Annotated in this window: 18 protein-coding genes and 1 riboswitch; of the genes, 1 reads left to right on the forward strand and 17 read right to left on the reverse strand. The window is 29.7% G+C overall.

Annotated features, from left to right (window positions below; all coding sequences use genetic code 11):
- Positions 1 to 213: 213 nt before the first annotated feature.
- The 9 genes from ribH to FYJ83_RS17620 all read right to left on the reverse strand — a co-directional run bounded on the left by ribH (position 214) and on the right by FYJ83_RS17620 (position 9,138).
- Positions 214 to 675 carry a 6,7-dimethyl-8-ribityllumazine synthase gene (gene ribH, locus FYJ83_RS17580; protein ID WP_154442805.1) on the reverse strand — a complete coding sequence of 154 codons (462 nt, stop codon included), beginning with the start codon at positions 673 to 675 and terminating at the stop codon, positions 214 to 216.
- A gap of 41 nt (positions 676 to 716) precedes the next feature.
- Complete coding sequence (locus FYJ83_RS17585; RefSeq protein ID WP_154442806.1) at positions 717 to 1,937, reverse strand: bifunctional 3,4-dihydroxy-2-butanone-4-phosphate synthase/GTP cyclohydrolase II; 1,221 nt, start codon at positions 1,935 to 1,937, stop codon at positions 717 to 719.
- 19 nt (positions 1,938 to 1,956) lie between these two features.
- The gene (locus FYJ83_RS17590; RefSeq protein ID WP_154442807.1) at positions 1,957 to 2,607 is read right to left on the reverse strand and encodes a riboflavin synthase; all 651 of its coding nucleotides are present in this window, start codon (positions 2,605 to 2,607) and stop codon (positions 1,957 to 1,959) included.
- 6 nt (positions 2,608 to 2,613) lie between these two features.
- Positions 2,614 to 3,717, reverse strand: a complete 1,104-nt coding sequence (gene ribD, locus FYJ83_RS17595; RefSeq protein ID WP_154442808.1) for a bifunctional diaminohydroxyphosphoribosylaminopyrimidine deaminase/5-amino-6-(5-phosphoribosylamino)uracil reductase RibD — start codon at positions 3,715 to 3,717, stop codon at positions 2,614 to 2,616.
- A 132-nt stretch (positions 3,718 to 3,849) separates the two neighbouring features.
- Positions 3,850 to 3,963: riboswitch (FMN riboswitch) on the reverse strand.
- A gap of 360 nt (positions 3,964 to 4,323) precedes the next feature.
- On the reverse strand, positions 4,324 to 4,791 hold the full coding sequence (locus FYJ83_RS17600) for an NUDIX hydrolase (protein WP_154442809.1): 468 nt from the start codon (positions 4,789 to 4,791) through the stop codon (positions 4,324 to 4,326).
- A 481-nt stretch (positions 4,792 to 5,272) separates the two neighbouring features.
- Complete coding sequence (locus FYJ83_RS17605) at positions 5,273 to 6,025, reverse strand: iron ABC transporter ATP-binding protein (protein WP_154442810.1); 753 nt, start codon at positions 6,023 to 6,025, stop codon at positions 5,273 to 5,275.
- A complete protein-coding gene (locus FYJ83_RS17610) occupies positions 6,022 to 7,086 on the reverse strand; it encodes an iron chelate uptake ABC transporter family permease subunit (RefSeq protein ID WP_154442811.1) in 1,065 nt (354 codons plus the stop codon). The genes FYJ83_RS17605 and FYJ83_RS17610 overlap by 4 nt, the downstream gene beginning before the upstream one ends.
- Positions 7,083 to 8,096 (reverse strand): ABC transporter permease, encoded by a 1,014-nt coding sequence (locus FYJ83_RS17615; protein WP_216585252.1) that lies wholly within the window; start codon positions 8,094 to 8,096, stop codon positions 7,083 to 7,085. Before FYJ83_RS17615 ends, FYJ83_RS17610 begins: the two co-directional genes overlap by 4 nt.
- A 19-nt stretch (positions 8,097 to 8,115) precedes the next feature.
- Complete coding sequence (locus FYJ83_RS17620; RefSeq protein WP_154442812.1) at positions 8,116 to 9,138, reverse strand: siderophore ABC transporter substrate-binding protein; 1,023 nt, start codon at positions 9,136 to 9,138, stop codon at positions 8,116 to 8,118.
- Positions 9,139 to 9,683: 545 nt separating this feature from the next.
- Here FYJ83_RS17620 and FYJ83_RS17625 point away from each other — a divergent pair.
- Positions 9,684 to 10,661: an AraC family transcriptional regulator gene (locus FYJ83_RS17625; protein WP_154442813.1), complete on the forward strand. Its 978-nt coding sequence runs from the start codon at positions 9,684 to 9,686 to the stop codon at positions 10,659 to 10,661.
- 31 nt (positions 10,662 to 10,692) lie between these two features.
- Here FYJ83_RS17625 and FYJ83_RS17630 read toward each other — a convergent pair whose 3' ends face one another.
- The 8 genes from FYJ83_RS17630 to FYJ83_RS17665 form a co-directional block, all read right to left on the reverse strand.
- A complete protein-coding gene (locus FYJ83_RS17630) occupies positions 10,693 to 12,315 on the reverse strand; it encodes an ABC transporter substrate-binding protein (RefSeq protein WP_154442814.1) in 1,623 nt (540 codons plus the stop codon).
- Positions 12,312 to 13,034: an ATP-binding cassette domain-containing protein gene (locus FYJ83_RS17635; RefSeq protein WP_154442815.1), complete on the reverse strand. Its 723-nt coding sequence runs from the start codon at positions 13,032 to 13,034 to the stop codon at positions 12,312 to 12,314. Before FYJ83_RS17635 ends, FYJ83_RS17630 begins: the two co-directional genes overlap by 4 nt.
- Positions 13,001 to 13,801, reverse strand: coding sequence for an ATP-binding cassette domain-containing protein (locus FYJ83_RS17640; protein WP_154442816.1), 801 nt, complete (start codon positions 13,799 to 13,801; stop codon positions 13,001 to 13,003). Before FYJ83_RS17640 ends, FYJ83_RS17635 begins: the two co-directional genes overlap by 34 nt.
- On the reverse strand, positions 13,794 to 14,585 hold the full coding sequence (locus FYJ83_RS17645) for an ABC transporter permease (RefSeq protein WP_154442817.1): 792 nt from the start codon (positions 14,583 to 14,585) through the stop codon (positions 13,794 to 13,796). Before FYJ83_RS17645 ends, FYJ83_RS17640 begins: the two co-directional genes overlap by 8 nt.
- A gap of 2 nt (positions 14,586 to 14,587) precedes the next feature.
- Positions 14,588 to 15,523, reverse strand: a complete 936-nt coding sequence (locus FYJ83_RS20380; protein ID WP_326828368.1) for an ABC transporter permease — start codon at positions 15,521 to 15,523, stop codon at positions 14,588 to 14,590.
- A gap of 173 nt (positions 15,524 to 15,696) precedes the next feature.
- Entirely contained in the window at positions 15,697 to 16,044 is a 348-nt protein-coding gene (locus FYJ83_RS17655) for an MATE family efflux transporter (protein ID WP_154442819.1), read from the reverse strand.
- 30 nt (positions 16,045 to 16,074) lie between these two features.
- Positions 16,075 to 17,775 carry an ABC transporter ATP-binding protein gene (locus tag FYJ83_RS17660; protein WP_216585253.1) on the reverse strand — a complete coding sequence of 567 codons (1,701 nt, stop codon included), beginning with the start codon at positions 17,773 to 17,775 and terminating at the stop codon, positions 16,075 to 16,077.
- Positions 17,765 to 19,525 (reverse strand): ABC transporter ATP-binding protein, encoded by a 1,761-nt coding sequence (locus FYJ83_RS17665; RefSeq protein ID WP_154442820.1) that lies wholly within the window; start codon positions 19,523 to 19,525, stop codon positions 17,765 to 17,767. The genes FYJ83_RS17660 and FYJ83_RS17665 overlap by 11 nt, the downstream gene beginning before the upstream one ends.
- Positions 19,526 to 19,658: the final 133 nt, after the last annotated feature.

A 19,658-nucleotide genomic window follows, 5' to 3' on the forward strand; every position in this document is an offset into this window, starting at 1 on the left:
ATAAAATAAAATAGTCTTGGCAAAGATAAAATCAAGATATTTAGTTGTAAGTTTTATCCAGTTTAATATTTCTTGTCAGATTAGAGATGAACGATTCTCTCTAAAGCACAAAGTTATTTACATTCTCTACTAAGAATCTTATTATCTAGGAATCAAATATATATGCCTCCAGAATCTGGAGGCATATAGTTTTCATAAATTGATTTTATCATCTTAAAACTGATTAAGTAGATTTGCCATTTCAATGGCTGTAACAGCTGCATCATAACCCTTATTTCCAGCCTTTGTTCCTGCTCTCTCTATTGCCTGTTCAATTGTATCAGTCGTTAATACTCCAAATATTATGGGAATTTCTGTTTCTAATGATACACTAGCGACTCCCTTTGTTACTTCAGTAGATACATACTCAAAATGAGGTGTAGTTCCTCTTATAACTGCACCAAGACAGATAACCCCATGGTATTTATTTAATTTAGCCATTTTTTTGGCTACAAGTGGAATTTCAAAAGCACCTGGAACCCATGCTATTTCAATCTCATTTTCCTCTACTCCATGTCTCTTTAACGCATCCAAAGCTCCATCTAAAAGTTTACCTCCTATAAACTCGTTAAATCTTCCTACTATAATACCAAACTTTAACCCCTGTGCTACTAATTTCCCCTCATATATTTTCATTCCAATTCCTCCATTTTAATAAATATTATTTATGTTTAAATTCATTTAATTATATTATTTTCACTAAAACTAAGTATATGTCCTAGTTTTTGCTTCTTTGTCTTCAGATAATACTCATTTTTTTCATTGTGATTCATCTGAATTGGCTCTCTGTCTACAATTTCTATACCATAACCAGTAAGACCTGCTATTTTCTTTGGATTATTAGTCATAAGCTTTGCCTTTTTCACCCCTAAGTCTGATAGAATCTGAGCTCCAATTCCATAATCCCTTAAGTCAGCTGGAAAACCTAAAGCTAAATTAGCTTCAACTGTATCCATACCTTGATCCTGTAACTCATAAGCTTTAATTTTATTTATAAGACCTATTCCTCTGCCTTCTTGCCTCATATAAAGAAGAATTCCTCTACCTTCCTCTTCTATCTTTTGCATGGCAGCTGCAAATTGTTCTCCACAGTCACATCTTAATGAACCAAAAGCATCTCCTGTAAGACATTCTGAATGAACTCTTATAAGAACTGATTCACCGTCTGAAATCTCTCCCTTTACAAGAGCTACATGATGTTCTCCATTTAAGATATTTGCATATCCAATCATTTTGAACTCACCATATTTTGTAGGTAGCTTTGCTTCAGTTATCCTTTCTATAAAAGTTTCATTCTTTCTTCTATAGGCAATCAGGTCTGCTATGGTAATTATCTTTAAATCATGTTCCCTTACAAATTCCATAAGCTGAGGAACTCTAGACATAGTTCCGTCTTCGTTCATTATTTCACATATAACACCAGCAGGATATAAACCTGCCATCTTACACAAATCCACTGCAGCTTCTGTATGTCCTGCTCTTTTCAATACTCCACCATCTTTAGCTTCCAACGGAAACATATGCCCAGGCTTTTTAAAATCTGCCTCTGTTGAATTAGAATCAAGAACTTTTCGTACGGTAACAGCCCTCTCATAAGCCGATATTCCTGTTGTTGTTTCAACAGCATCAATTGAAACAGTGAAGGCAGTCTGATGTGAGTCTGTATTTCTCTCTACCATTGAGAGAATATTTAATTCAACTAGTCGCTCCCTTGTAGCTGGCATACATATCAAACCTCTACCGTACTTTGCCATGAAATTAATAGATTCTGGAGTTACCTTCTCAGCGGCCATTAGAAGGTCTCCCTCATTCTCTCTATCTTCATCGTCTACTACAACTATAATCTTTCCTACCCTGATATCTGCTATTGCTTCCTCAATTGTATTAAACTTATTCATTTTCTTCCCCCATTTATTTTTATGAAAATCCATGTTTACTTAAAAAATCAAAATCTATGTGGTTTTTAACTGAAGTTTGATCTTTAGCCCCAATGAACCTTTCGATATATTTTCCTATCATGTCACATTCTAAATTTACCCTATCTCCAACTTTCTTACGAATCAGAGTAGTCATATGTTTAGTGTGAGGAACAATGGAAACCTTGAATACCGAATCATCTATATAAGCTACTGTAAGACTAACACCATCTATAGCTATTGAACCTCTCTGAACTATATATTTTAAAATTTCAGATGAGGTTGCAACTGTAATCCATACTGCATTATCTTCCTGTTGAAAATTTACAATGGTTCCAGTACCATCAATATGACCACTGACAATATGTCCACCCAACCTATCACCTAATCTTAGAGCTCTTTCAAGATTAACTTCATCTCCAAGTGAGAAGTTTCTCAGATTACTTCGTCTTATTGTTTCTGCCATTACATCTACACTAAATCTTCCACTATCAAAGAAATTTATAGTAAGACATACACCATTGGTACATATGCTATCACCTAACTTTACTCCTTCCAGCACCTTATTTGCCTTAATTGTTATTCTAGATGACTTTGTAGATTTAATAATAGATTCAACTTTACCAATTTCCTCTACTAATCCTGTAAACATCAATTTCTAACCTCCTTTTTTTCTTATATATGCTTCTACCATTATGTCCTCACCAAAACGGTGAAAATCTAAACGTTCAAGTTCTATTGCCTCTCTTATATATGCTTTCCCTTGTCCACCAATAGGAGTTTTAGCAGTATTTCCACCGATGATTTTTGGAGCTATAAATACATTTACCTTATCAACAATGCCTTCCTCTAGGGCAGCATAATTTAGTTCACTTCCCCCTTCCAGCAGAATGCTGTCAATGTTTCTTTTACCAAGCTTCTTCATAAGCAAACTCAAATCAACTCTTCCTTCTTTAGAAGGCGTTACAATAACTTCAGCACCTTTTTTTTCAAGCATCTTTATTTTTTCCTTATTAGCTTTTTCAGTAACTGCTATAATAGTTCCTGCATCTGATTCAAGATTTAAAACTTTTGCTTCAAGAGGAATTTGGGCACTGCTATCTACAATTATTCTTATTGGATCACAACACTTGCTATCTTCAAGTCTGGTTGTTAAAGATGGATCATCTGCAAGTACTGTACCTATTCCAACCATAATTCCAGTCACTCTATGTCTAAGCTCATGTACATACTTTCTGGAAAGTTCTCCTGTAATCCACTTTGACTCATTTGTATAGGTGGCAATTTTACCATCAAGAGTCATTGCTGTTTTCATTATAACGAAGGGAAACTTTGTAGTTATATACTTAATAAATATTTCGTTTAACTTTTTTCCTTCTTCTTCAAGAATCCCTATAACTACTTCTATACCTGCCTCTTCAAGGGTTTGTACTCCTCTCCCTGAGACTATAGGATTAGGATCCTTTAGTCCAATAATTACTTTCTTTATTCCTTTTTCAATGATGGTCTTTGTGCAAGGTGGAGTTTTACCATGGTGAGAGCAAGGTTCTAAATTAATATACATAGTTGCATCTTTAACATCTTCATTTGCATTTAAGAAGGCATTAATCTCTGCATGATGACTGCCATAAACTTTATGATAACCTTCTCCAATAATTCTATTATCTTTAACTATAACTGCACCTACCAGTGGATTAGGATTTGTATAACCTATTCCTTCTTTTGCCAACTCAAGTGCTCTACTCATATAATCAATATTCATCCCACCACTCCAATCTGCTTATACATAAAAAACCCTGAGAATATATTCTCAGGGCATGTAAGTTCTAAAAGTTCTCTTGATTATAAATTATATGGTCAAATAACCATAGACTTATACATCAAGACTATATCCACACATCTTCTTCCATCCAGACTTTACTGTCGGCCTCGGAGTTTCACCGAATCAACCTTACGGCTCGCGGGCTATACCGCCGGTAGGGAATTACACCCTGCCCTGAAGATTTATTTACTTTTTACATGATAACTTTATCACAATGGAATAAGTATGTCAATATTAATTATTCTTGTGATTGTGTCAAGTTACTGTAGGAAAATAAATTTTATATAATATTAATTAATAATACTTCTTTAAACAAATCATTATCTCTAATATAGATCTTCGCAGTTAGAATGCTATAACAATAATCATTGTTTCATATTTCTGCATACTACCTCCTATGATAATCTTATATGTATTACATTATATAATTCATATATAGCTTATTAAGCTAACTTTTCCACTTTTCAGTTTTTCAGTTGTAGGTTCATATTGCACTCTTAAATCGTGATAAATATTAATAACGTTTTTTTCAAATGATGTAGTATATTATTTCTTTTCACCAAGTAGTCCTTTTTTAATTCTAGTATTCAATTCGCCAAGGGCAATTTTATTACTATCATATTTCAGCAATTTTTTTGCTGATTTATAATCAAGCCATTTATATTGAACATGTTCATGTGATAGCTTTAAATCTGTTACATTTACATCCACTGCAAACGAATATTCTGGAATAACAAAACAATTCTCTCCCCATCTCTGTCTATCAACTTCATTAAAACATTCAACAGGAATACTACAACAAGTATCCAACATATAATATGAAGTTGTATACGCAATATCTGCCTCTTCATTAGCCTCTCTTTTAGCAGCTTCTATGGGAGTTTCATCATCTTCACCACCACCTGCAATAAATTGCCAAATATTCATGTCTTCTCTTAGAAATGTACAATACTTAATTTGTTTATCTTGTATAACATATGGTATTACTAATACTTGAAACTTTGCTCTTGGCATTATATCACCCCTATTTTATTAATATAATTTAAATATCGGATGTAAGGTCATATCTAGAGAATTAATATAATCTTGTAGCCTCAGTAAAGATATTTAACTTCAATATCTATTGAGGTTAAATATCTCTCCATTAATATTTATTGATTCCATCATTGTAGTATTAATAAATTAGATTGTCAACACTTAACTGTTCTAAGCTTTCAACATAATAGTTATTAGAAAATTCAATTTTAAAAATCTTGAATGTAACGTCAACTACAGAATTATCATGGAGACAGCCTTTCATACTTAGAGAACTCCTGATTTTTAATTCTAATAAGTAGGAATCATAAGTTTTATGACTACAAATTTTAATATATACTATTTTTATCAAAAAATATGCTCCAATTCTGGTAGATAGTTAAAATAATAAAAACCATTTACCAAAAGTGGAGCATCCAATTCTACTGAAAACACCTTATTATTAGGAGTAATTTTATAACTAATAAATCGCTACTGGTCCATGAGGTCCATCAATAATTTCTATTTTCGTTTCAAAAATATCTGTTAATGATTCTGCATCCATAACTTCTTCTACTGTTCCAAAAGCAGCAATTCGTCCATTTTTCATAGCACAGATTCTATCAGAATATTTGGCTGCAAAATTTATATCGTGCATAACAGTAAGAATTGTTCTTCCAAATTCATTAGCAGCATGTCTCAAATGCTCCATCATTTGAACAGAACGAGCAACATCAAGATTATTAAGTGGCTCATCCAAAAGTACATATTCAGTCTCTTGGCACAAAACCATTGCCACATATGCCCTTTGTCTTTGACCACCAGAAAGCTCATCTAAATATCTATTTTCTAAATCAGTCAAGCCTAAGAAATCGATATATTTAGAAATAATAACCTCATCTTCTTTAGTTAATCTTCCCTTTGAATAAGGAAAACGCCCAAATCCAACTAATTGTCTAACTGTAAGCCTAGTTACAAAATGATTTTCCTGTCGCAAAATAGTTAAAATTTTTGCTAAGTCTTCCGATTTAGATTCAGAAACATCCATATTTGCCACATTAATTTGGCCTTCATCCATATCCAAAAGTCTTCCAATCATCAAAAGTGTCGTGGACTTTCCAGCACCATTTGGTCCAATTAAAGAAGTAAGACCAGCTTTTGGTATTTCAATATTCAAAGGTCCTATTTTTACCTCATCAGTATACACCTTATTAACATTATCAATCTTTATCATAAAGTCCCCTTCCTTAAAATTACAATTAAAAATGTTATTCCGCCAAACATTTCGATAATAACTGAAACTACACCTTGTGCATTAAATACATGATACATAAAAAAGTATGCACCTGTTATTATCAAAAATCCTATAGCAAGAGCCATTGGAAAAATATATCTGTGATCATAAGTTGGTGCCGCTTGATAACTCAAAGTCGCAACTAAAAATCCATAAAAAGTAAGTGGTCCAACTAAAGCCGTTGAAATTGACATCAAAATAGAAACTAATACAAGAGTATAAATTACACTAAATTGATTATTAACTCCCAAAGAAGTACAGACATCCTTTCCAAGTGACAATACATTTAGCTTCTTAGAATAAGCAAGAATAAGTAATGCTACAATTATTACGATTGGAATGGCAACGGAAAAATATGCTGAATCTGCATTATTTACAGAACCAAACAATCTTGCCTGTAGAATATCAAATTCAGAAGGTGCTAGAAGTCTTCTCATAAAAGATGACAAAGACCTTAACCCAGTTCCAATAATAACTCCGACTAAAAGCATAAGTTGTAAATCTCCATATTTTCCAGAAAGCAGCCATCCATAAAGCATCAAACACATTAAAACCATAACAACAACTTGAAATATAAATGATCCAATACCGCTAAAATTTATAAATGTACTAGCACCAAAGAAAAATATTGTACTAGTATGAATTGTTGAGTAAAGTGCTTCAAAACCTAAAAGTGAAGGAGTTATAACCCTATTATTAGTAATTGATTGAAAAGCAACAGTGGACAAACTTTGACAAATTGCAGCAATAATCATCGCAACAAGAGCTACCATTCTTCTTCTAACTACTGGAATAAAAGACGGGGAACCTACTGGAACTGGGTTATTGTAGACCAAAAGTCCATATGAAGAAAGAGCACCTAAAGCAAATAATGTTATCAAGAAAATCCAATAACGTTTTTCCTCTTTCTTAGAACGGAAGGCCCTAGCTGATCTATTTTCATTATGTATGCTAGAATCGATTTCGATATTTCTTTTATTACTATATTCTAATACGTTCATCTTAGCCTCCTTTGTCTCAATAAAATAACAATAAATACAACTGACCCTACTGTTCCAAGTATCAAAGATACAGGTACTTCAAAAGGCATTATGATTGTTCGAGAAATTATGTCACAAACAGTTATAGTACCCATTCCTAATACACATACCCAAGGCAAATTACTCCTAAGATCATCTCCTCTATACATTGAAACAATATTTGGTACAATTAAACCTAAAAAAGGTAAGTTTCCAATAACAGCTGCAACAATTCCAACTGCAAAAGAAATAAGACCAGTGCCTAGAAGAACTATTTTATTATAGTTTACTCCAAGACTTGTTGCAACATCTTCCCCAAGTCCTGCTAAAGTCAGTCTATCAGCATAGATAAAAATAAAAAAAGTAACCATAACAATTAGCCATAAATATTCATATCTGCCAATTTGAACCGATGCAAAAGAACCTACAAACCAAGATTCAATATTTTGTGTCATTTGAAAAACCAATCCTATAAAAGTGGATATTGCAGAAATAACTGCTCCAAGCATCATCCCAATAATCGGGACTATTAAAGACGAACGAAGTTTGATTCTTCTTAAAAACAAAAAGAAAATCATCGTTCCTATGAAAGAAAAAAGAATTGCACCAGTCATTCGTTGTACCAAAGTTGGAGCAGGAAATATTAAGTAAACAAAAACAAGTCCCAAACCTGCCCATTCAATAGTTCCCGTTGTTGTAGATTCAACTAAACGATTCTGTGTAATAAGCTGCATTACCAAACCTGACATTGACATGGCGGCTCCAGTAAGCATTAGTGAAACTGTTCTTGGAACACGAGTTATGAAAAACATATTCATTCCATCCTCTTGTCCTAGTATGTCATAAACACCAGTAAACAATGATATAATACCTAAAATAATAACAACTATAATTGTTATTATAAAAGGTTTTGTCCATATTTTATTGTGATTATAACGCTGGGGCTGAGAATTCTCAACCCCAGTTATTTTCTGTATTGTATTTTTTTGCACTATGTTACACTCCTTTATGCTACTTAGCTAAGGCCTTTGCAATATCTCCAAATAACTCTAGGTAAGTTTGTATTGATTCGTTGGTGTAAGTGTCTGCTGGTGCATAAACTATTCGTCCTTCAGAAACAGCAGTTGTATTTTTAAGAGCAGGTGAATTATCAATAACATCTTGAGCAGGAACTGCATCCTCTGTGGAAGATATTGCTGCATCACGATCTAGTACGAAAATCCAATCTGGGTTACTTTGTGCAATAGCCTCAACAGAAATATCATCACCTTGGTGATCTGAAGAAGTACCATCAATTTCTAGTGCAGAAATCCATCCAAAGATTTCATACATTGGTCCCCAAACACGTCCAGAATGAGGAGCTGAAAAACCAATATCTCCACCAGAAACTATAACACTCATAACTGTATCCGTTCCATTATATGCAGACTTAGCGTCTTCAATAGCTTTATCAAAATCAGCTACCAATTGTTTAGCCTCTTCATTTTTATCAAAAATTTGTCCCAAAGCCATTGTAGAATTCTTAAGTCCATTTACTAAGTTTTCCCCAGGTGTGTCAGTTGCCTCAGAAACATCAAAATTAAGATCAATAACAGCTGCATTTGGCACTATTTTTTTTATATCTTCATAAAAACTAGCAAATCTTTGACCAACAATTACAAGTTCAGGGTCTAGAGCTGCTATAATTTCAAGATTCGGTTCACGATGATTTCCAATATCTTGAATTGACTCATCAGCTACATATGGTGAATCCGCAGGCATTACACCCTTTGGAACGGCTACTAATTCAATTCCCCAATCAGATAAAGTTTCAAAAGTTCTATTATCCAAAGCAACTACATTCTTTGGATTTACAGGAACAGTAACAGTTCCATGAACATCAGTGATTTCAACTGTTGAAACTTCAACAGGTTCATTTACTTGCCCATTAGTTTCAGTGTCATTAGGTTTATTACCTGAATTCGTACAAGCTGTCAACATTAAAACAAAAGCTGCCATAATAACGGTTACTTTAAAAATTTTAGATTTTTTCATATATATCTCTCCTTATGTATAAATATAATAGACAAAATTATTGAATTGACGAAACCAATATCTATGCTATATTTTTATACGTGATTTAAGTAATAATTTTCTTTATTTCACTATAGTGCAAAGCAACAATACAAATATCACAACAATGATAATGATTATCAACTTCAATATTCTATTAAATTATACCAAATAAAAAGATATTGTCAACCATTTTAATAGCTTTAATTTTTTTGGGTCTTATTCTTAAAATGAAAATCCAAGATTAATCCATATCCTTCAACACTATGATCCATAGTGATAAAATATAACGGAATTTATAAAGTATGAGAGTAATGCTTAGCATAAGAAAATAGATGATGGTTTGATATATACAAGGCTAGTAAGTAATTGTTACCACAAATTTTTCACATTAACAAAACCTTATTCTCTCTTATCAATATTCATTTTCAATACTAATTCATAGTATAAGATTTACTATCAATGAACTTTATTATACAATATAATTAATTGATATATTTTTACTTAGTAAGTAAAGGGGTGCTACATTGGATATAATATACTACTATCCTGATGATGTTAAAAGGAATATAAATGAAGATAATTCAATTACATATATACTCTCTAATAATACAGGGGAAGGTTTTGTTAAACAATATAATGTGTTTTCAGGAATTGAGATTTTCTATCATAGTATGCATTTAGAAAAATGTGATTATGATAAGATTCCTATAAAAGATACTATTGAGATTAATTTTTGTACAGAAGGAAGAATTGAATCTGAACTTAATGATAGAAAATACATATATATTGGGAAAGGCGATTTGTCTATTTTTGAACTATTTCATGAAGCTATTAATTCTACTTTTCCATTAAATCATTATCACGGAATATCTATTTTAATAAATATTCCAAAGGCAAATATAAGTTTAAATAATATTGCTAAATCTATGGACCTCCCCAATATAAATTTATATAAAATTAGAAACAATTTAAAGAATGATAATTCACAGATTAGATTTATTATAAGAAATGCTAAAGAAATAAATCATATTTTTGAAGAACTAAATTCTGCTCCTAAAGAGCTTTTAGAATACTATTTTAAATTAAAGGTACTAGAAATTATATTGTTCTTAAGTAAAATTGACGGCAAATCTATTTTTGATACTCCTAAATACTATTATAAAAATCAAGTTAACACTATTAAAAATATAAAAGAGTTTTTAACAGAAAATATCTCTAAGAATTACACTATTAAAGAATTATCATCTATTTTTAATATTTCAGAATCCTCTTTAAAGGAATGTTTTAAAGATGTGTATGGAACTACTATCTATAGTTTTACTAGGTCTTATAGAATGGATTTAGCTGCAAAATTACTATCAACTACAAATGATACAATTTTAGATATTGCTCTAAAATCTGGATATAAAAGTCCAGGTAAATTTTCATCAAATTTTAAAACAGAGTTTAATCTACTACCTTCTGATTATAGAAAAATTAAAAAACAAAATAATCAAAAATAGCTTTAAACCATATGGTTTAAAGCTATTTTTTTTAGTTATTTGGAACTACTCCAAAAATATCAAAAAATTGTGGTACATTTGAGAAATTATAAGATTTTATCTTATTTCCATTATATACTACTAAATCTTTTGCATAAGTAATAGGTAAATCTATTACATTATTGTTATTTTCATTTAATAATACTTTAAATATTTCTTTAACTCTTTCTTCATCTTTTATATTGGAGAATTCTTCTATTTGTCCTTTTATATATTGGTAGTTATCTAGACCTTGGTATGATATATTATGAGGGTCTGCTCCCATAGATTCTGTAAAAAATTTATTTGGTTCAGTATAAGAACCTTCTGTATTCCAAGTAGTTATATCATATTTTCCTTCTACCCCATCTACCCACCAAGTCATTTGATCCTTTCCTTCAGTTATAACCTCTATACCTATTTTTCCTAAATCTGCTTTCACAGCTTGAGCTATTTCATTTGATAATGATAAATCTGTCCAATAAGTATATAAAATGCTAAGTTTTTTACCATTCTTTTCATAAATATTTGTGCTTTCGTTTAAAGTCCATCCTGACTTTTCAATATACTCTTTGGCTTTATCTACATTATAATCATATACTTCATCTATTTCTACATCAGTATAAGGTGTTCCTTCTCTAAAAAGTCTTTCAGCAACTTTTTCATTTCCTAAAGTTAATCCTTCTGCAATAGCTTTTTTATTTACTCCATGAGCTATGGCTTTTCTAATATTTATATCTGATAAAGTTTCAGAAGATGTATTTAATATTAAATTTCTTGTAAGGGTTGGATTTTCATTAACTTGTCCTTTTATATCTTTTAATGATGTGGCTTGAGTAAAATCGTCGTATGTTATTAAATCTGCTCCATATACTAAATCTACTTCTCCAGAATTTAAAGCTTGTATTCTAGATAAATTTTCCGGTATATATTTTACTATGATTTTTTCATAATATGGCTTTTCTCCCCAATAGTTTTCATTTCTAACAAATACAGTTGAATCGCCAGATATAAAACTTTCTCTTACATAAGGACCTGTTCCAATTACATCAGTAAAAGTTTGATAATTTCCTTCTTCTATAACATTAGGACTCATCATAGACATAACATTTTGGAAACAAAAATCATTTATATAAAATAAAGATGGTCGAGGAAAAGTTATAGCAACTGTATATTCATCTATAACCTCTACGTTTTCTAATTCTGCTACTGCTTTTATACCACTGAAATTAGGGTTTAAGTGATTAAAATCTAAAGCCTTTTTTACGGATTCAGCGTTAAAGTCTTCTCTATCATGATATTTTATTCCTTCTTGTAATTTAAAAGTTAAAACTGTTCCTTCATCATTCCATTCCCATTCTTTAGCTAAATTTGGAACAATTTTATCATTTTCATATTTAACTAATGACTCATATATAAGTCCACAAGCTATATTGTTTTCTTTATTCATAGTCAATGTAGTTAAATTAGTAAGTTCTTTTGCAGTACATATTACTAATTCTTTAGATTCTTCTTTTGTAACTTCCTCTTTCAAAACTTCTTCTACTTCTACCTCTTCTTTTTTGCTACATCCAGTTAATATATTTACTAATAACATTAGAGTTAAAGCAAGTATACCTATTTTTTTAATTTTCATATTATCATCCTTTCTGCTTTTATAGCTTTTTCATACATTATTTTTCCCTTATCCATATATAAAAGCCTATTGGAAATCCTTTTAGCACTTTCTTCATCATGAGTTACAAATATTACTGTCATGTTAAAAGCCCTTATAGAATCACTTATCATATCTAAAACCATATCTTCAGAGATCAAATCTAATCCACTAGTGATTTCATCCAATACTAAAAAACTAGGGTTTGTTCCTAAGGCTCTAATTAAAGATACTCTTCTAGCTTCTCCGCCAGATAATTTTCTAACAGGGGTATTTAAAATCTCTTCTTTCATATTTAACTTTTTCATAAGCTCTAAAATGATTTCTTTTCTTTCATTTTTATTATAATTAGTTAGATTTACTAAGCCTTCTTCCATATTTCTTAAAACACTTAATTTAGGATTTAATGTGCCTGATGTATCTTGAAAAACTATTTGAATGTCTTTTCTAAAATTTAGTAGTTTTTTTCCTTTTAAATTTGTAATATTTTCTTTATCGAAAAACATTTTCCCAGATGTAGGATTTTCTATTTTAGAAATTATTTTAGCAAGTGTACTTTTTCCAGAGCCACTTTCACCTAATATAGATATACTTTCTCCAGACCTTATTTTTAAATCTATATTATCTAAAGCATGAAATTCACCTTTATTAGTCATATAGGTTTTATTTATGCCTTGAAGCAATATTTCTCTGTATTCCATGTTCTATCATCCTTTAACTTTCTCATCTTCTTAATCTGTTTCATAAACTCACTTTTGGGTTCTGACAATATAGAACTTATAGACCCATTTCCTATTATTTCTCCATCTTCCATTACATAAACCTGTTCACATATTTCTTCAAGAACATCTATATCGTGAGATATTAATAAAATCCCTGAAGATTCTTTGAACTTTTTTAATTCATTGACCAATATTTTAGTATTTTCAAAATCTAATGCAGAAGTAGGCTCATCAGCCAATATATAATCTGTATTTAAACCAGTTAATATTGCACAAGTTATTCTCTGCAACTGTCCTCCTGATAATTCATTGGAATTTGAACTTAAAATTCTATCTGTATCATTTAGTCCTAGTTGTTTTAGCTTTTCTACTGCTATGGATTTCGCATCTCTTTTAGATACATTTAATCTATCTGTAAAAATTTCAATCATTAATTTTTCAGTAGTATATCTAGTATCAAAAGCTGACATTGGATTTTGTGGAATATAACCTATTTTTCTTCCGCTTATTTTTCGTATTTCTCTATTAGACAAATCAGTTGTATTTAAACTGTCTATAAAAATATCTCCATTATATTTTTTGAAATTAGAATTATTTATTCCAAAAATAGTTTTTAAAAGAGTACTCTTTCCCGAACCACTTTTACCTGTTAATCCTACTATTTCTCCTTTAGATATATTTAAATTTATCTCTTTAATAATCTTCTTTTGATTTGTTCCCACTGTTAGATTTTTAATTTCAATCATTGCTATTCAATCCTCCTATACTACTTCCCATAATATTAAAAGTTAAGGAGGATATTATTACAGCAAGTATTGGATATATAATTAGTTTAGGATTTACTAGTCCATAATTTCTAGCTTCTAAAATCATAGTTCCCCAGTCCACCACATTATCCCCAAGATTCAATCCTATAAAGGAAAATCCTGTTATTGTAAGTATCATGTCTGCTGAAGATAATGAGATAAACTCAATCATATCATTAAATATATTTGGCAGAATATGAACAAATAGTATTCTAATTTTTGAAGCTCCTGATGACCTAATACATAATACATATGCTTTTTTTAGTTCTAAATCTGTCTTTGTCTTTATAAGTTTCATATATCTTAGAGAATAAGAAACTGTCATAGCTAAAATCATAGTTTTAATTCCATTTCCCCAAGCACCTATAAAAACTATTAAATATGCAATTGGCGGAATAGAAGTTATTGCATTTATAGCCCCATCTACTATTGAGTAAGTTCCTATTATAGATTTAGAAAGTATCATTCCTAATAAAGTTCCTACTATAAATATAATTAATCCACTAAATAAAATAATTCCTAATGTAGTTTTTCCTCCATATAATAATCTAGATAAAAAGCATCTTCCTAAATGATCTGTACCTAGTAGATATTTATCAGAAGAACTTTGAAATCTATTCATAAGATCTGCTTCTTGCGGGTCATTTGGTGCAAATAAAAAACTCATAAATATTAAAATAATTAATATTATAGAAATTCCTATAGTTATATAGTTCTTATTCATAGCTAACTCCTTTCTCCTTCTATTCTTTCATTTATAATATCTGCTATAATATTCATTAAAGCTATGAAAAAAGCCAAGAAAAATACTGTTGAATGTATCATAGGAGCATCTCTTTCTATAACACTATTTACAATTAAATATCCAAAACCTGGTACTGAAAACACTCTCTCTATTACAGTAGCCCCTGCTATGGATAAACCTATACTCTGTAGAAAACTTGGAATAATTCCTAGTATTCCATTTGGAATTAAATGATTTATAAGTATTTTAAACTCAGACAAACCTTGACATCTTAAGTACATAGAATAATCTTCATTACTCTCTTTAATTAGCCCGTTATAAAATAATGGTACATAAAAACATATTATAAAAACTGCTAAACATATAGCTGGAGGAATTGAACCTTTAAACCCAATATTATTAGTAACAGAAATTAAATTATATTTAACACCAAAAATATCTAAAAATAAAGTAGATATATAAAATGATGGTACTGATATTCCAACTATACATAATACTTTAAACAATCTTCTTATGAGTTTGTTTTTTAAAATAAACATAAGTGAACCAATAACTATAATTGATATAAATTGTATAATTGATGATATTCCTACAATTAATAATGTTTTAGGAAAGGCTTTCCATATTTCATCCCAAACACTATATCCACTTACTAAGGATTTTCCTAAATCCATTTGAAATAATCCTTTTAGCCAAGAAAAATATTGTACAAGTAATGGTTTATCAAAACCCATACTACTTCTAATATTTTCTATTTGAAGTTCTGTTGGATTTCCTATTGCTCTTTTAGCATAAGCCGTTGCAGGATCAACTTTTGAAACTCTCATGAGTATAAATGAAAGTAAAGTTACAAATAATAAAGTGAAGAAAAGTTCACTTAATCTTTTTATAATCTTTTTTACATCTAATTTTATAATACATCACCTACTTTCTTAATTGATTTTCATAAGAATAAATATACACCAACTGATAATGATTATCTTTCCTGTTTGGACTTTTCTTTTCCCTTTTAGATATTTTTGTGAATTAATAGTAATCCAGTAGGAGATAATTAGCTACCTCCTACTCAATTAATCTTATATTCTATTTTTTATAATTCTATCTTTATAACTTTTAATCTTTTATATTCTTTTTTCTGTAATGCTAGTCCTACTATAATCATGATGAAGTCTACGATTGATTGGGCAAACCAAACTCCATTGATTCCAAATATTTTTGAAAACAATAGTAAGCTAGGAACAAATAATATTAGTTGTCTTAATAAAACTATTCTACTGGCAATGCTACCTTTACCTATGGATTGGAAAAATGTTATGTTCATTATCATTATTCCATAAAGAATGAATACGGTATACAAACTTCTAAAATATCCTATGCCTAAAGCTATTATTTCACTATTTACATTAAAAAGACTTAAAATAAAATTTGGTTTTAACATCTCATCTTTTATAGTCTTTTCTCTCTCCTTTTAATTACTTTTATCTGCTAAATACATTGAATAGTATTTTCCTTTTAGTTTCATTAAATCTTCATGTGTTCCACTTTCTATTATTTTTCCATTGTTCATTACCAAAATTCTGTCTGCATTTTTTACAATTGGTAAAGTATGTGCAACCATAAATATAGTTTTGTTTTTGGATATTAAATTCATTATTGCTTCTTTAACTAATAATTCATTCTCTATATCTAAAGATGCTGTAGCTTCGTCTAAAAGTACAATTGGATTATCCTTTAAAAGAGTACGAGCAATACTTATCCTTTGCCTTTGCCCACCTGATAGTCTATTGCCATTTTCTCCTACCAATCTGTTGTAGCCATCTTTTTCTTCCATAATAAAATCATGACAATTTGAAAGTTTTGAGACTTCTATAATTTCTTGGTCTGTTGCAGTTGGCTTTGCTATTTTTATATTATTTTTTATGGTGTCATTGAACAAAAATGTATTTTGATCCACCATGGATATTTTATCTAATATCTTTTCACTAGATATGCCCTCTATATCTATTCCACCAATTTTAATTGAACCGCTATCTGGTACATGTAGCTTTGAAATCAAGTTTAGTATAGTTGATTTCCCTGCACCTGAACTACCTACAATTGCGGTTAGTTTCCCATGTTCTCCTTTAAAGCTCAATTTATCACATACTTTTTTAGAATCATCATATGAAAAATTAACATTTTCAAATTCTAGATCAAACACTTTTGGATTAAATGATTTGTTGTTTTTAAATTCTTCTTTTTCATTAAATATACTTTCTATATTGTTTCTTGATATTTTCAAGTTTTTATATCCTGTCAGTGAAATATAAAGTGTGTTTAAAAGTTTATTTAAAAATATAGGCAGTGTAGATATCATAATAGCCATTTTTATATCTATTTCTCTATTTATATAGCTAAGTCCTACTATATATATGGAAACTGGTATGCACAGACCTATTAAAATATTGAATATTCCTGCCATAGGCAGTATGTTTATCTCATACTTAAATGATACATCACTATAATTTTTCATAGAATTTATTATCATGTTGTTGTTTACTCCATCTTGTCCATATATTCTTAAAGTCTTGATTCCAGTTATATATTCCACTATATTGTCGGTGTTATCTGATTGAGCTAAGTTTTTGTTTTTTCCATGTTTATTTACTATCTTAAATGAAATATATAGTGATGGAATTAAGAGTAATCCCCCTACCAAAGATACAATACCTACATCTTTGTTAAATTTAAACATGTAGATTAAAAGCATGATTACTAAGACTAAGTTTTTCAAAATGTCTCCATACTTATGAGTTAAAATATTTTCATAGCTATCTACATCATTTGTAACTGTATTTATATATTTTCCTGTCTTTCGCTTTGTAAAGTTAAAAAGAGGAATTTCTTTAAACTTGTTTCCTAAATTTAACCTTATATTTCTAGATATATCTGAACCTGCATATTGACCATAGGTATAAGCTCTTCTATATAAAAAGTTTCTTATAAGATATACCAGTGCTAATATAGATGAATATTTTAGGATTTGATTATAGTTAAAGTTCAAATCCAATACATCCTTTATAATAAAAAATATTATGGTAAAATTAATACCAGACAATAGTCCTTCTAGGATAAATAAAGCCATGGACTTGTAAAATGTTTTATTTTTCTCTATTCCTTTATTCTTCAACTATATCACCCTTTCCGTATGAAAAATCTCTTGAAAGTTTATATTTATCCCATACCTGGCTATAATATTTATTTTTTGAAATTAGTTCATGATGTTTTCCAACTCCTGTAACTTCTCCATTTTCTAACACTATTATCTTGTCACAGTCAACAATTGTTGAAAGTCTATGTGCTACTATAATTACAGTCTTTCCTATGAACAAGTTATTAAGAGCTATATTAATTTTTTCTTGATTTTCAGGATCTGTATTCGATGTAGCTTCATCTAATATTAAAATTGGTGCATCTTTCAAAAATGCCCTAGCTATACTTATTCTCTGTTGTTCTCCGCCAGAAAATCTAGTGTCGTGTCCTCCTACTAAAGTGTCATATTGATCAGGTAATTTCATTATGACATCATCTATCTGAGCTTTTTTACAAGCTTCCCTTACTTCTTCTAATGTATAATCTTTTCCCATAGTTATATTTTTAAATACTGATTCTTTTGTTAAAAAGTTTTTTTGAAATACTATAGCTATATTTTCTAATAGTGTTGTATAATCAATGGATTTTATATTTTCTTTTCCTATTAATATTTCTCCTGAGTCAACATCATAAAATCTTGCTACTAAACCAAGTATCGTTGACTTACCAGAACCAGATGGTCCTACAATCGCTGTCCTCTGACCTTCATTTATGGAAATATTTATGTTTTTCAAAATCTTTTCTTCACCTGTGTATGAAAAATTAACTTTATTAAATTCTATTGTATTGTTTTGGGGAAAATTATTACTTCCTCCAACAAAGACTTCTAAGTTTAAAATTTCCTCTATTTTATCAACACTAGATAGCACTTGTGAAAAATGCCCCCCTATTTCTAAAAGTGGTCTTATTTCTGTTAAATAAAGAGAACCTACTAATAAAAATAATATAAAAATACTTGGTGATATAACTTCTTTTAAAAATAATGTTCCTGCAATTGGTATCAAAATAAGTAATCCAAATTCTATAAAAATTGTAAAGGATGCAAAATTAGGCCCCATAATGGAAGATATTTTTTTCCACAATCTTGACTTCTCATGACAAGCTTCTTTGTACTTACTAAAAGATGAACTAGTCATATTATAAGACTTAATAAGTCTCATTCCTGTAATATACTCAATCATAGTAGAGTTTAAATTATTACTTACATCATTTATTTCTAAAATATAATTTCCTGTATCTTTAAACATCTTTACCTGAAAATAAAATGCTATTGGTAAAGGTATAAGTGTTATAAGAGCTAATCCCATGTTTACATTGAACAAATAAACAAAAACTGCTAATGGCCCTGTCAAATACATCACCACTTCTGGTAAATGATGAGCTAAGAATAATTCCAATTTCTCTATATCCTCATTTAATATTTTCTTTATCTCACCTCTGTTTTTACTATTTAGTTCTCCTAAAGGTACTTCTGACATATGACTTATCAATTTTTTTCTAATTTTAAAAAGTGTATTATACGCTCCTTTATGAGAAAGTATTTCTGCAATGGTAAATAAAGTATATCTAACTAAAATAGATACTGAGACAGATATACTCAATTTAAGTAATATATCTTTTGTAAGTGTTCCTGTATATATGGTGTTTATTAGATTGTAAATTCCCATATAAGGAACCATTATTAAAAGACCTGCCAAAAATCCCAATAAGATAGAAAGATATATATACTTTTTATCTTCCTTAGCCCAATTTAACAAAATCTTAAGTCTTCTGTTAATCTCTTTCATATTATCTGATATGAGACAATACATTTGTGACAAGTAAATATGAAAAAAGGAAAGACCTCTGATATAATGTTGTTTACCATAACAAACAAAAATCGGAGGGATCTTTCCTTATGAAAACAATTATAACAGAAGA

The sequence above is a fragment of the Tissierella pigra genome, from assembly GCF_009695605.1.
Classification (GTDB): domain Bacteria; phylum Bacillota; class Clostridia; order Tissierellales; family Tissierellaceae; genus Tissierella; species Tissierella pigra.

Coding starts and splice junctions, on each gene's coding strand:
- FYJ83_RS17585 (WP_154442806.1), bottom strand. CDS start 1,937: ATGAATAAGTTTAATACAATTGAGGAAGCAATAGCAGATATCAGGGTA.
- FYJ83_RS17655 (WP_154442819.1), bottom strand. CDS start 16,044: ATGTTAAAACCAAATTTTATTTTAAGTCTTTTTAATGTAAATAGTGAA.
- FYJ83_RS17665 (WP_154442820.1), bottom strand. CDS start 19,525: ATGAAAGAGATTAACAGAAGACTTAAGATTTTGTTAAATTGGGCTAAG.
- FYJ83_RS17620 (WP_154442812.1), bottom strand. CDS start 9,138: ATGAAAAAATCTAAAATTTTTAAAGTAACCGTTATTATGGCAGCTTTT.
- ribD (WP_154442808.1), bottom strand. CDS start 3,717: ATGAATATTGATTATATGAGTAGAGCACTTGAGTTGGCAAAAGAAGGA.
- FYJ83_RS17600 (WP_154442809.1), bottom strand. CDS start 4,791: ATGCCAAGAGCAAAGTTTCAAGTATTAGTAATACCATATGTTATACAA.
- FYJ83_RS17605 (WP_154442810.1), bottom strand. CDS start 6,025: ATGATAAAGATTGATAATGTTAATAAGGTGTATACTGATGAGGTAAAA.
- ribH (WP_154442805.1), bottom strand. CDS start 675: ATGAAAATATATGAGGGGAAATTAGTAGCACAGGGGTTAAAGTTTGGT.
- FYJ83_RS17590 (WP_154442807.1), bottom strand. CDS start 2,607: ATGTTTACAGGATTAGTAGAGGAAATTGGTAAAGTTGAATCTATTATT.
- FYJ83_RS17640 (WP_154442816.1), bottom strand. CDS start 13,801: ATGATTGAAATTAAAAATCTAACAGTGGGAACAAATCAAAAGAAGATT.
- FYJ83_RS17635 (WP_154442815.1), bottom strand. CDS start 13,034: ATGGAATACAGAGAAATATTGCTTCAAGGCATAAATAAAACCTATATG.
- FYJ83_RS17645 (WP_154442817.1), bottom strand. CDS start 14,585: ATGAATAAGAACTATATAACTATAGGAATTTCTATAATATTAATTATT.
- FYJ83_RS17630 (WP_154442814.1), bottom strand. CDS start 12,315: ATGAAAATTAAAAAAATAGGTATACTTGCTTTAACTCTAATGTTATTA.
- FYJ83_RS17610 (WP_154442811.1), bottom strand. CDS start 7,086: ATGAACGTATTAGAATATAGTAATAAAAGAAATATCGAAATCGATTCT.